Annotated in this window: 7 protein-coding genes; 5 read left to right on the forward strand and 2 right to left on the reverse strand. The window is 43.7% G+C overall.

The annotated features are described in order from the left end of the window. Window positions 1-264: 264 nt before the first annotated feature. Together CXF86_RS16925 and CXF86_RS16930 are read left to right on the forward strand one after the other, a co-directional pair. Window positions 265-5559 (forward strand): PAS domain S-box protein, encoded by a 5295-nt coding sequence (locus CXF86_RS16925; RefSeq protein WP_102039586.1) that lies wholly within the window; start codon window positions 265-267, stop codon window positions 5557-5559. A 111-nt stretch (window positions 5560-5670) separates the two neighbouring features. Further along, complete coding sequence (locus CXF86_RS16930; RefSeq protein ID WP_102039587.1) at window positions 5671-6687, forward strand: response regulator; 1017 nt, start codon at window positions 5671-5673, stop codon at window positions 6685-6687. A 58-nt stretch (window positions 6688-6745) separates the two neighbouring features. Here the strand turns inward: CXF86_RS16930 and ygfZ are convergent, their stop codons facing one another. Together ygfZ and serA are read right to left on the reverse strand one after the other, a co-directional pair. Continuing rightward, window positions 6746-7717, reverse strand: a complete 972-nt coding sequence (gene ygfZ / locus CXF86_RS16935; RefSeq protein WP_101092366.1) for a tRNA-modifying protein YgfZ — start codon at window positions 7715-7717, stop codon at window positions 6746-6748. Between the two features lie 164 nt (window positions 7718-7881). Beyond that, window positions 7882-9111, reverse strand: a complete 1230-nt coding sequence (gene serA / locus CXF86_RS16940; protein WP_102039588.1) for a phosphoglycerate dehydrogenase — start codon at window positions 9109-9111, stop codon at window positions 7882-7884. A 201-nt stretch (window positions 9112-9312) separates the two neighbouring features. On the opposite strand from serA, the gene CXF86_RS16945 reads away from it, so the two are divergent. The 3 genes from CXF86_RS16945 (at window position 9313) to exeM (ending at window position 13854) form a co-directional block, all read left to right on the forward strand. After that, window positions 9313-9924 (forward strand): DUF2238 domain-containing protein, encoded by a 612-nt coding sequence (locus CXF86_RS16945; RefSeq protein ID WP_101092363.1) that lies wholly within the window; start codon window positions 9313-9315, stop codon window positions 9922-9924. Window positions 9925-10124: 200 nt separating this feature from the next. Next, window positions 10125-10796: a helix-turn-helix transcriptional regulator gene (locus CXF86_RS16950; protein WP_102039589.1), complete on the forward strand. Its 672-nt coding sequence runs from the start codon at window positions 10125-10127 to the stop codon at window positions 10794-10796. A 385-nt stretch (window positions 10797-11181) separates the two neighbouring features. Further along, the gene (gene exeM, locus CXF86_RS16955; RefSeq protein ID WP_102039590.1) at window positions 11182-13854 is read left to right on the forward strand and encodes an extracellular exonuclease ExeM; all 2673 of its coding nucleotides are present in this window, start codon (window positions 11182-11184) and stop codon (window positions 13852-13854) included. The last annotated feature ends 591 nt before the right edge of the window (window positions 13855-14445 follow it).

A 14445-nucleotide genomic window follows, 5' to 3' on the forward strand; every position in this document is an offset into this window, starting at 1 on the left:
GTACTGGCTCCAAGTCTTGTCTACACTATGGATCACGGCGTATACCTAAGCGACTTTAACATGCTCATTTCAGAGTTCCCGTACGCTAACTGAACAAGACTGTGGTCGAGATAATGGTCATTCCCTTTTCGAGACCGTTTGGATATTGAGCTAGCACTGACTTCCTCTTTTTAATTAACTGACTACGCATGAGTATCAAAAGTAATAGTAGCTTCAACTACAATATTTTTACCTAACTCATGATGACCAATAGCACTGTGGATTATGGATATGAGCAGACTTCGCACCTTTCGTAGCCGAATTTTATCGCAAATAGCTTTACCGTTAATTGCAATAATGGCCGTCGTATTCAGTATTAATGGTTGGTTTAATTACCAAGCTGAAGAGAAATACATTTATGATGACCTAGAAAAAAAGGCTGAAAATATTGCCCGCAGGATCCAATTTTTTCTACTTTCTGCTCAAAATGATACCCGCTCGATTGCAGACCTATTGGGTGAAGGGAATACCAAATCACTCTTCAACAATGAAGATAAACTCAAACTGTTATTAACCCGTCGATTGGATAGACATCCTGATTTTTATGGCAGTGCTATTGCCTTTCAAAAGGGATCGATTGGTGAGAGAGAGCTGTTCGCCCCTTATGCTTACCGAGACAAGGGGAAGATCAATATCATCGATATAGGCATCGATGGTTATGACTACACTGACGGTTCGTGGGAGTGGTGGACTAAAGCGATAAATAATATCAATGGCTACTGGTCTAGTCCTTATCTTGACGAAGGTGCCGGTAATGCATTGATGATCAGTTATTCGCAGCCTTTTGGTCCGTCACAACCCTTCGCTGGGGTCATAACCGTCGATCTGGCGTTGAATGCTATTCCTCAAATGGTGAATGTGGCAGCAGAACGAATCGTGGTGCTTGACGACCAAGGCCAGCTTATCTATCACGCGGATCAATCGTTGCTGTTGCAAAGGGGAGCAGATAAATGGTTAGCACAATCTACCGATAACCAACCTTTTATTGAGTTAATCGAGAGTGGCCTTGCAGGTTATAGCCAGGTGCAAGACAGCTCAGGTGGCACCTTCTTGGCGAGTGTAGGTGTTGTCCCTGCCCTAAATTGGCGGGTTATTATAATGACCCAACAACAACATCTACATAATAATTTTTTACTTGGCTTCTCTTCATTAGCATTAAATTTGCTGCTTATCTCTGCGGTGTTATTACTCACGGGTTACCTGACGGCCAGAAGACTAACGCGTCCAATAGAAGAATTGGAAGCGGGAATCGTTGCTTTTGGCGCAGGAAAAACCAAACGACTGGATCAACCTCGGGGGGCTGCGAGTGAACTTATTACCCTAACTGATAAGTTCAATGATATGGCGCAGGTGCTAGAAGAGCGCGAACAAGCTTTGCTTGATTCTCGTGGTAACCGCTTTGCCAAATTAATTGATGGTATGAGCGATAAATCTTTTTATTGCTCGATTGAACCTGATGGTCAAATAGCCCAAGTAAGCGCAGGCGTTGAGAAGGTGCTTGGCGTCAGCCCTGAGTTATTCAGGCGTAAGTACCAGAGAATGTTCTCCGATAACCCGATTAATGATCAAAACTGGCATTATATGGATGAGGCATTACACGGTAAGAATGTTCCGCCTCACCAAATTGAAATGCTTGATATTAAAGGAAAATTATACCGTTTAGATGTTTTTATGCAGCCGTTACTGTCTGACAGTCAAGAGCTGCTTTCCGTTGAAATGCTATTTAATGATGTGACCGAGACATTTTCTGCGGCGGCGTGGTCCAATGCGGTACTTGAATCTGCGCCAGAGGCGATGCTCATTGTTGATGAAGCTGGGCAGTTGGTGTTTACCAACAGTCGTTGCCAGTTACTATTTGGCTATGAAGAAGCGCAAATGCTGACGATGTCGGTTGATCTGTTGGTACCAGATTCGATTCGACCCCAGCACGCCGACTTGCGAGCCAAGTTTGTTGCAGAAGGTAGAGATCGAAAAATGGGCCTAGGCCTAGCATCAGACTTGATGGCACTGAAAGCTGATGGTAGCAAATTTCCGGTGGAGATCAGCCTTGGTTTATTACCTGTCGATGCCGACGGCCAGCGCCAAGTTGCCGCCACCGTGCGTGATATAACCGAAGAATTAGAGATTGCTAAACGTATAAAAGATAGCGAAAACCGTTTCCGTGGTTTAGTGACTAATATTCCCGGTGCCGTTTATCGTACTCGTGTCGCAGACATTTGGGTGATGGAATATATTAGCGACAATATTGGCGATATCAGTGGTTATCCAGCCTCTGACTTTATTGAGAACAATAAGCGCAGTTTTACCAGTCTGATTGTTGAGGAAGATCTTGTCACGGCAAATAATGCCATAGAAACAGCCTTAGCCGAGCAAAAAAGCTTTGAAGTGCAATATAGGATCAAACACCGTGATTCAAGTATTCATTGGGTACATGAAAAGGGTAAAGCGATCTATGACGCTGAGGGTGTTGCTCTTTGGTTTGATGGCAGTATTAACGACATCACCAATAGTAAGGTCGCGCAAGAGAAAATAGCGCAATCCCAACAACAGCTAGAAACAATAACGGAATCGATCCCGAGTACCGTTTACCAGTTGCATTGGCGATCAAACAGTGATCGCGAGTTCACCTTTTTATCAAGTGCCTGCATTACCACATTGGGCTTTCATCGAGATCAAGTGGTCGACAATTTCGATCTGGTTGCTGATTGTATTATCACCGATGAGCGTTCGCATATTATTGAAGCATTATCTGGTGCTAGCCAGTCAGGGTTACACTGGACAGAAGAGTTTCGTTATCGCCACCCAATGGGGGACATTCGTTGGTTGCAAGCGGGAGCGCACGGTAATCAATTAGCCGATGGCAGCATCGTCTGGAACGGCTACCTGATGGATATTACTGAGCGAAAGCAGATAGACAAAGAGTTGGCTAAGCGTGAAGCCCACTTTAGAGCACTATTTGATAACGCGGGTATTGGTATTGTGAATGTGGATGATCGCGGTGCGATCTTAGATTGTAACGAGCAATTCAGCCATTATATGCAACTGTCATCAGCCGATCTTAAAGGCACCTCGTTCTTTGATTATCACCATAATGATGATCGCGATGCGGCCAAGTCGATGTTTACAGAGTTGATGAAAAATGGCGGCAGTAGCGTGACCACGGAGATCCGTCTGTTGAGCCAATCTGGCAATGTGATGTGGATGGATGTGACATTAACCGGCTTGCAAGATAAACACGGTAAGCTCAACTCTGCCGTGCTGTCGATGTCTGATATCACATCGCTAAAACAGATCTCGGATGAGTTAACACAGGCAAAAGATTCAGCCGATGCAGCCAGTAAAGCTAAGAGTGACTTTTTAGCTAATATGTCTCATGAAATCCGCACCCCAATGAATGCCATTATCGGCATGTCTCAACTGTGTCTGCAAACAGAGTTAAACAATAAGCAGCAAAATTATGTACAGAAAATTGATCGAGCCTCAAAGTCGTTGCTGGGGATCATTAATGACATCTTAGATTTCTCAAAAATTGAGGCGGGTAAGCTTGATATAGAATCGGTGCCATTCCAGCTAGATACCATGCTCGAAGATTTAAGTGACATGTTTTCGGTTAAAGCCGCGGATAAGCAGTTGGAACTCTTGTTTGCTGTTGCGCCCAATATTCCAAGGCAGCTCGAAGGTGATCCACTGCGGCTGTCGCAAGTGCTGATTAATTTAATGAATAATGCGGTTAAATTTACCGAACAAGGTGAAGTACTGCTTTCTATTAGCCAACTAGAGCAGATTGACGACTCGATTACACTGCGGTTTAGCGTACGAGATAATGGTATCGGTCTCACGGAAGAGCAGCGCAATAAGTTGTTTAAATCCTTTAGTCAGGCAGATGCATCGACGACGCGTAAATACGGTGGTACCGGTCTTGGTCTGGCTATCTGTAAACAGCTGGTGGAGCTGATGGGTGGCGAAATAGGTGTCGAAAGTCAGTTCGGTAATGGCAGTACCTTTTTCTTCACTGTTAAGTTTAAAGTGGCTGACAATAAACTGTTAAAAGTGGGCCAAGAGTTAGAAGGAATACGTATTTTAGTGGCAGACGATAATGCCACTGCCCGTGATATTTTACGTACCACGCTTGAAAGTATGGGCTTTGAAGTGGATACCGTAAAGAGTGGTGCTCAAGCCATAGAACGATGCAAGACTACGCAATATCCAGTCGCCCTTATTGATTGGTTAATGCCAGAGATGAACGGCTTAGAAACATCGGCTGCCATCATCGATGGCAGCGATACCCCACCTAAAATACTTATCGTATCAGCCCACGCAAATACAGAATTTACAGATAATATTAATGACAGTGGTATCGCTGGTTACATTACTAAACCTATCAGTGCCTCGCGCTTACTTGATGGGATCATGTCATCGCTGGGTAAAAATGGCGCCATGCCAGTACGACGTAAGGGCACTGACATTAGCCAAGTGCTACTGGCACAGCTCAAAGGCAAGCGTATTTTACTCGTTGAAGATAATGATATGAACCAGGAGGTCGCGACTGAATTTCTCGAGCAGGTAGGGATTATCTTATCGATTGCAGATAATGGCCAAATCGCGTTAGAAAAGCTAGCGACGCAGTCATTTGATCTGGTCTTAATGGATTGCCAAATGCCAGTAATGGATGGGTATCAGGCCACGCAGGCATTACGTAAAATCCCTGAACTTGCAGAATTGCCAGTGGTGGCGATGACGGCCAACGCAATGGCGGGCGATAAAGAGATGTGTTTACGAGTAGGAATGAATGCTCATATTGCCAAGCCGATAGAGGTGTCGCTGCTCTATACAACCTTGTTGGAGTATCTAGGTGATGGTCAGCAGGAGGTATTGGCCAGCGATTTTGATAAGACCGAAGTAGACGATCAAGTGCTTTTTTGGCCGCAACATGCAGAACTTGATGTGGATAAAGGTTTGCAGTTAGTCCAAAACTCCATTCGTCTTTATAGACGCATATTCGAGCGTTTCTATAGCGGGCAGATGCATACCGCTGAACAGATTGAATTAGCAATAAGCCAAGGTAAAACTGAGGATGCCATTCGCTATGCACACACCTTAAAAGGGGTGTCGGGTAACTTATGTGCCCCTAAGTTAGTTGAAGTGGCTAGAGTCATTGAAACCAAGTTAATTGCTTCAAGTGAAGCGGATGTTGCTGCTGAATTAGTCGAACTCGAAAAGCTGATCGCCGTTATTTGTGATGCCATATCTCAGTGGATGTCGCAGCTCCCCAATCATGATGCGTTAATTGAGCAGAGCACACCAAGTCAGACTTTATCCGATGTTGAACTGGCAGCCACGGCAGCAGTATTACTGAGCATGTTGGAAGATGCTGACTCTGATGCCGTTGACAAAATGGACGAAATAAAAGGTCAGGTGACCGCAGATATGTGGCATAAAATCAGCCCAGCGCGAGCGATGATCCATCGCTACCAATTTGATGATGCCGCCGAGCTGATTAAGTCGTTATTTGACTTGTAGAGAGTTAAATTCAGCTTTTTGGTAACCAAATACAGCGCTTTGAAACGCGCGTGGTTTTAAAGCTGACTATACTTGATTCATCGTTTGGGTCTAATAAGGAGAGTAGGTTTAATGGACAAAGCCACCATTTTAGTTGTGGATGACACCCCCGGTAATATCGATATCTTGGTGGGGATCTTGAGTAATGACTACAAGATTAAAGTGGCTATTGATGGCCCTAAAGCACTCGCTTTAGCGCAAAAAAATGCCCCTGATCTTATTTTACTTGATGTGATGATGCCTGGGATGAATGGATACGAGGTGTGTGAGCGTTTAAAGACTGACCCGCTGACTTGCCATATACCGGTTATTTTTGTTACCGCATTGGCTGAAACCGCAGATGAGACCCAAGGGTTTGCGCTGGGCGCAGTTGATTACATCACTAAGCCAGTGAGTGCTCCTGTGGTACAAGCGCGGGTAAAAACCCATCTTGCGCTTTATGATCAAAAACGGCTGCTTGAGCAGGAAGTAAAAGCACGGACAAAAGAGCTAGAAGAGACACGGTTTGAGATTATTAGACGTCTTGGGCGAGCTGCTGAATATAAAGACAATGAAACCGGGCTACATGTTATTAGGATGAGCCATTATGCTCGCTTGTTGGCGGTACAGTCTGGGTTGCCAGACAAGTACTGTGATCTCATTTACAATGCCGCTCCAATGCATGATATTGGTAAAATAGGCACGCCTGATTCAATATTAAAAAAGCCGGCGAAATTAGATAAACATGAATGGAAAGAGATGCAGTGTCATGCAGAAATAGGCGCCAAAATTATTGGCGAACATAAAGACCCATTGCTTAAAATGGCCAAACGTATCGCCTTGAGTCACCATGAAAAGTGGGATGGCAGTGGCTACCCAAATGGCGTGGCAGGGACGGACATTCCCATTGAAGGTCGCATAGTGGCAATTGCCGATGTGTTTGATGCATTAACCTCGATTCGACCCTACAAAAAAGCTTGGACCGTTGCCGATACAATGGCACTTATCGAGAGTGAGTCAGGCAAACATTTTGACCCTGAGCTGGTCGAGCATTTTAAACACATTTTGGCAGAGGTCACGCAAATTCGCGATGAGCATCATGAAACGTAACGACTTTATACCGTCCATAAAAAAGGCGCCTTAGGCGCCTTTTTTATTACAGTACTCGTTAGTCACTCTCTTCCAAAGAGTATGGCAGGGCAATGACACTAAGTTGTGATGTATCATCACCGGCGATTCTCAGTGTGGCGCCCATCGGTGTGTCATTGGCTAACACTGCAGTAAACAATACCTGCTGATCTCGTTGAACACTTTCAATAATGGTACCAGCGCGTCGAAATCCAGCATCCTCTTCTAAGGCTATCTCTAATTGGCTGTCAGCGGTTAATTCAGCTGATACCGTACCTGAGACAATATAGAGTGCGCGTTTGTTGCCACCGCGGTATTTCATTCGAGCGATAGTTTCTTGGCCCATGTAGCAGCCTTTGTTGAAGCTAATGCCATTAATCGCTTGCAGGTTACACATTTGCGGCACAAATTTAGCATTATGCACAGCGCCAATATTCGGGTAACCGGCTAATATTTCTAGCTCTTGCCATGCCGTCGCATCAAAAGTCACTGCTTCAGTCAGTGTATTGAAACGCTCTACACTCGATTGCTCGATTGCAATAATAAAACGGCCAGCATCTTGGATGATCATGCCATTGTCGATAAGCGTCAGCTCGTCGTTTAATGCCCCAAATTGCTCGGTTAACCAAGTTGATGCTTGCTCACCAGCAACGCCTAAAAGTAGCCAGTCATCGCTCACATCAGTGAGGTCAGCCTTGCTAAATACGGCATACTTTTGCAATTGAGATAGATCTAATGCCAAAGTCTGTTTTGGCATCATCATAAATAGGGTACCGTCTTTCGCAAAGGTTCTAAAGGTGGCAAGCATTTTCCCTTTAGGATCGCAATGTGCGCCCCAGCGCCATTGATTGTCTTCAAGTGAGCTGATGTCGGCAGTGACTTGACCATGTATAAAGCTGCGGCCTTGTTCTCCCGTTACCGACATTAAACCTAAATGAGATAACTGGGACACAATAAGGGAAGGCTGTTGTCCGTTTAAAGGCCAGTTAGGCTGAGAAGTTGACAGGGTCATGAGCAAATCCAAGAGTTAAACGAGAAGAGTGATGATTGTAACGCTAATCATAGGCTGCGAAAAGTTGCATACCGCAAGTTTATTAAAACTATAAGGCCGTACAATATCGAATTGTACGGCCTTAGAAGATCCGCTGAAACTGATTTCAGCTAAATAGGACTGACTTAGTGAAGTAGTCGAGTTCTAATTGTGCCTTCAATCGCTTGCATTTCGGTGAGTGCCTCATCAGCTTTATCTGAATCAACCTCCATCACCACGTATCCTATTTCAGCTGTTGTTTGTAGATACTGAGCGGCAATGTTGATGCCTTTCTCTGCAAATGCCAAGTTAATCTGGATAAGGATCCCGGGTCTGTTACGGTGAATATGTAGCAATCTCGAGGTACCTGAGTGTGGCGCTAATGAAACTTCAGGGAAGTTAACTGCGGTCATGGTCGAGCCATTATCAGAGTATTTAACCAGTTTCCCAGCCACTTCTATACCGATGTTTTCTTGTGCTTCAGCCGTGCTACCACCCACATGAGGAGTCAATATCACGTTATCAAGCCCACGTAATGGGCTGACAAACTCATCGTTATTCGATTTTGGCTCGACAGGGAATACATCAATTGCTGCACCTGACAGGTGTTCTTCTTTGAGCGCGGCGGCTAACGCATCAATATCGACAACGGTGCCGCGTGAAGCGTTAATTAAGATACTGCCTTTGCGCATACAAGCCAGTTCAGCGTGAGCAATCATCTCTTTGGTATGCGGTGTTTCTGGTACATGTAAACTGACCACATCGGCAAGCGACAGTAGCTGTTCCATTGAATGTACCTGTTGCGCGTTGCCTAAAGGTAGCTTGTCTTCAATGTCATAAAAGATAACCCGCATGCCCAAGGTTTCAGCAAGAATACCTAGCTGGGTACCGATATGGCCATAACCAATAACACCGAGTGTTTTTCCGCGTGCTTCATAACTGCCTGCAGCACTTTTTAGCCAGCCGCCTCGATGAGCCATAGCGTTGCGCTGAGGGATCCCACGCAGCAACATGATGATCTCGCCCAGCACTAACTCAGCTACACTTCGAGTATTAGAGAAGGGTGCATTGAAGACGGGGACCCCCAGTTTTTCAGCAGCAGCTAAGCTCACTTGGTTGGTACCGATACAGAAACAACCAATACCGACCAGTTTATCAGCGTGACTTAATACCGCTTCAGTCAGTTGGGTACGGGAACGAAGACCCACAAAATGCGCATCTTGAATCGAAGAGAGTAGATCCTCTTCGCTCAGTGCTGCTTTGTGGTATTCAACATTGGTGTAACCCGCTCGTTCGAATACATCTACCGCAGATTGGTGGACGCCTTCCAACAGCAGGATTTTTATCTTATCCTTGTCCAGCGAGTGTTTCGCCATGATTTATGTACCCTTTTGGTTTATTTGTATTATGTATATCTAAGCTCATCGCAGAGACGACTAAATTCAACCGCTAGCGTGGTTTAGGTATAAACTGTCAAGCTATAAACAAAGTAGCACTTTTTTAACTCGGTGTAGAGGGCTGGATGGCTAAAGTGTTTATTCTAAATTAAGAACAATATCGTATATGGGAGAGATATTTTGAATAAAAGCATTGCATGGCTAGTTATCTTTTTTTTGGTTCTGCTGTGGTCTGCAATTGAGCCGAAAGATCAGTTCACTTGGTTGTTAGAAGTTTTACCGGCATTACTTGCACTGCCAATCCTTGCTTTTACTCGTAATAGCTTTCCCCTAACGAGCTTGGCTTATGTTTTGATCCTTATTCACTGTGTGATTTTAATGGTCGGTGGCCACTACACCTATGCCGAAGTTCCTTTGTTTGACTGGATTGCACAATGGACGGGGACGACCCGTAATAACTACGATAAAGTCGGTCATCTTGCGCAAGGATTTATTCCCGTTATTTTAGCTAGAGAAGTGTTTATCCGCTTAGGTGTCGTTAAGCTTGGCGCTTGGTGTAACTTTTTGGCTATTTGTTTTACGTTGGCATTCTCAGCACTTTACGAGCTTATTGAATGGTGGGTCGCTGCGCTTACCGGCGAAGATGCTGAAGCATTTCTCGGTACACAAGGCTATGTTTGGGATACGCAATCTGACATGGCAATGGCATTAGTAGGGGCGATTGCTGCGATAATATTGTTGAGTCAGTACCATAACAAATTGATCGCGATTAAGATGAAACCACAGGTTTAAGGATCCGTTAATTTCCCTGAATTGTATGTCCACTTTAGTCTTTACACTGTTTCTGTTAAATGATTTTCATCCGGCATACTTTATTACTAGGTCAACTCTATGTAGACTGACTTAGTCTGCTTTGTATTAGTTCTTTTGGTTAAAGGTAATTATTACAAAGCATTAAATGGACTAAGTGAAATATCTCAGGGAGAGAAGTGATGAATAATATTGATGAAGTGGTGTTTCTTCATCAGGTGGCTGCACCTTGCCACCTGGCTATGCTTGCAGAATCAATTGGATTGAAGACGCGAGTGATTTCAGATATTGAGCAACTTGAACCTAGCGCTGATAGCAGTAGTTTCTACCTTATCTCTCAACAAGGTGCTGCGATTGACTGTAATGGCATCCCTTTGGTTGCTTCATTGCTGGTTAAGCATGTGCCTGTGGCACTTTATAATGTGAGCAAGGATTCTTTAGATGAAGAGTCTGCGCTGTTATTGGGCATTAGAGGTTTACTGTTTGCAGATCAACGAATGGATTTACAGCTCACGGGCTTACGAAAAGTCCTAGCAGATGAACTATGGTATGACAGAATTTTGATCAGCCGTGTGTTCCGTCAATTAGTGAGTCAAATCGATACCCCACGAGCATTATCAACCGAAGGTTCTGAATCATTCCAACAATTAACCCGCCGAGAAAAAACCATTATTCAACAGGTTTCCAGCGGAGCTCGCAATAAAGAAATTGCTACAGGATTGTGTATCAGTGAGCACACTGTTAAGGCACATATTTCATCCATTTTTAGAAAAACCCATGCACGTAACCGTGTTGAGTTATTACGTTGGGCTGAGCCTTATCAGAATCAATTAAAGTTACATGCAGTAGGCTAATACCAATTCAGTAAAAATTAACGACCTACGGGTCGTTTTTTTGTGACTGTGGCTGGCTAAACTCAGGCAGATTAGTGTTTTTATATGAAATTTACTGGCTAAGTGGAGTTTATGACTAAAATATTAAAATTATTTAGTGAAAATTTTAATATTTTTAAACCTACGTTTTACTTCCTACTGTTTCTTGTTAAGCCACTGATTTAAGTAGGTCTTTTGTTACTTATGTTAGTACTGTTCGTTTAGGTGTCTATTTTTTCCTTTTATTACAGTCAGTTAACGGCATTAATGTGACGTAGGCGTCTTCTTTTTGTCACTTTTCTCTGTAAGAATCCCCGTGCACGTTAATAAAAATTAGCGGCAATATTATAAAAATGGGGTTGAATAAATGGATAATGTTAAAAAATTGTCAGTATTAGCACTGTCAATAGCTGCTGCTCTGCCTATGATGGCGAGCGCAGATGTAATTATTAGTGAATATGTAGAAGGCAGTGGTGGTAACAAGAAAGCGATTGAGCTTTATAACGCTGGAGATACGGCGGTAGATTTATCTGGCTACACTTTGATTAGACATGGTAATGGTGCCGCCGCAGCTTCGTTAATGGCTACCTTAAGTGGTACATTAGCTGCTAATGGAACCAAAGTAGTGGTTCATAACCTTACAGACATTCCTTTAGATGCGGGCATTGATCAGCTTACCAGTACCAAGATGACCTTTAATGGGAATGACGCTGTTGATTTAATGAATGGCACGACTGTAATCGATAGGGTCGGCATTCTTTCTTCTGATAATTTCGCTAAAGATGTCACCCTTCAACGTAGTGATGCTGTTACAGCACCTCAAGCCGTCTGGGTTGAAAGTGAGTGGATTGATAAAGGAACAAACTATTTAGCTGGACTCGGAGCTCGCAGCGGCGACTTCGTTGGTGGAGCGGGTCCTGGTCCTGAACCTGAAGTGCCAGCATTCAGCTGTACAGGTGCTACATTCACGCCAATCTATGATGTTCAAGGTACCGGCTTCAAGAGTCCATTAATTGCAGATGGTAAGTACAAGACTGATGCCGATTACACCGTTATCGGTGTTGTGACCGCTCGAGCAGATAGCCAAAAAGGTTTCTATCTGCAGGAAATAGATGGCGATGGGTCTCTATTCACTTCTGACGGCATATTTGTGAACACCAATGGATCTGCAGATGAAGCGATTCAACCGGGTGTTAAAGTTTGTGTTCAGGGTAAGATTGAAGAAAGTTATGGTCTGACACGTATCACCGATGTCGGAGATAATTTTGCTACTGATGGAAATGCCGAAGTTCCTGCGGCTGAGCCGCTTTATATTGTAGAAGGCGAAAGACTTTCTAATACCCTTGAGCGTTTAGAGGGAATGAAAGTTAAGCTCGATCTGGCTACAGATATGAAGGTCACCAGTATGTATGGTCGCAGTGGCGATCCTCTGGGTCTTGTCTTGTCGCATAAAGCGCCATTGATGAAGGCGACTCAAGTTGAAGCGCCGGGTTCAGATGCTGCAGCCGCTATTCAATCGAAAAATAAAGCCAACCAACTGCAAATTATTCCTAGCATCAAAGCACCAAATGGTACCGTTCCCTATCTTGCCGATTTCAACGCAGAGACTGGATATATCCGTATTGGAGATACCATCACAAACCTAGAAGGCATGATCGGTTATGGCTATGGGAAGTATCATCTTGTAGCAACCAACCAGATTGCTACAAGTGACATTTTACGCAGCGATAACGACAGATCGTCAACACCTGATATTGCCACTATGGGCGATATCCGCGTTGCCAGCTTCAACGTTCTGAATCTGTTCACCAGTGACAGTGATGTTGGTGGTACATTGAATGCCACTTGTAAAGATCAAGCCGATGCCGATAAAGCTAAAAAGAGTTGTGGTCGTGGTGCACATACATTAGAAGATTATCTAAAGCAGCGCACAAAGATTGTTAGTGCGCTAAAAGAGATGAACGCTGATGTAGTTGGTTTGATGGAAATTGAGAATAATGGTTTCGGTGAAACTAGCTCGATTCAGTATCTGGTCAATGCCTTGAACGCTGAGTTACCTGCTATCGATGCTTATAAGTTTATCGAAGCAAACGAAGCTGATAAGTACAAAGGTAAGTTCATTGGTAGCGACGCAATTACTGTCGGACTGCTGTATCGCCCAAGTAAGGTTAAGCCTGCCGGTGATGCGTTTGTTATCGAGACTCCAGAGCAACATGCTCCTGCTGGAGTGATGAGCCGCGGTGAAGGTAATGATGCTGAAACTAGCCCTAGTTATAACAAGTATCAACGTCACAGCTTAGCTCAGACTTTCCAGATCAATGATGAGAAGTTAACAGTTGTAGTTAACCACTTGAAATCTAAAGGCTCAAGCTGCTTAGAAGATTGGGCTGAATTTGCAGAGAAGAATGATCCAGCAGATCTACAGGGACACTGTAACGAGTTCCGTGTTTCTGCAGCCAAGGTTATCGGTGAATCACTCAAAGATATTGAGGGTGATATCTTGGTTCTCGGTGATATGAATGCTTATGGCATGGAAGATCCTATCGCTGTCTTGACAGATTATGATGCTGCAACTGCCGAACGTGAGATAGTTTCTGCTTCATGGACGACGCTTGAAGGTAAAGTTTATGAGCAAACGGGTAGTAAGATTGACAAAGGTTACGGCTTAATTAACCTTAATACTCAGGCTCATGGTGCTAGTACCTACTCATACAGCTACAGTGGCGAATTGGGTAACTTAGATCATGCATTAGCTAATGCAAGTGCTGCGGCGAGACTGGTAGACATTCAAGATTGGCATATCAACTCGGTTGAATCTATCTTGTTCCAGTATTCTGCGTATAACCAAGGCGATATCGAAATTTCTGATAATGCCTTCCGCTCTTCAGACCATGATCCTGTGATTATTGCCCTGAGCTATCCAGCGCCAGTAGAGCCTGTTGTACCTGTTGTCCCACCAAAGAAAGACGATGGTGGTTCATTGGGTTATCTAAGCCTATTAATGCTATCGCTATTTGGCTTACGTCGCCGTAAGCACTAATGGCAAACTAACCACGGGTTAGCCTGCTGGTATTAGAGCAACTGATAAGCCACCTTTAATTGAAAAGGTGGCTTTTTTATTGCTTAATTAGGCTACCGATAGCAATGATATCACTCGTCTTTAACTATAAATCGATACAAATGGCAGCTTAATGCACTAACGGCTCATTAACGTGTAAAAAAAGTAGTTTAAAACTTTCTTTTTAGTAGTGCTTTGATCACAACTAGGTCATAGAAAGGATTGCTCACCTCTTATGAATCACTATTGTAGTATATCGCTATTGTTAATATATCTATGTAAATAAGTGGTTTACGTATCTATTTTGTACGTATTCAGTTCGTGCGCGAGTACCTTTGTTAGCTTTATTGTTGTAATCAATGTTTCTATGCCTTAGCAGGGTAAAAATATAACTTTTATGTGCTAAATCGACGTAATTTGCTTGCAGCAAAAATGTTGCTGTATACACTGCATCCATAGCAAGGTTTTGTGAGTTGAAAATGTATGGAAGTTTTCATCATTTTTGGCTATGTAGCTATTTAAAATTAGAGTTAGTATTCTCGAAACAGCCAAGCAGCTAACTTAATGACTGTA

The sequence above is a fragment of the Shewanella sp. GutCb genome (assembly GCF_002836135.1).
Lineage (GTDB): Bacteria > Pseudomonadota > Gammaproteobacteria > Enterobacterales > Shewanellaceae > Shewanella.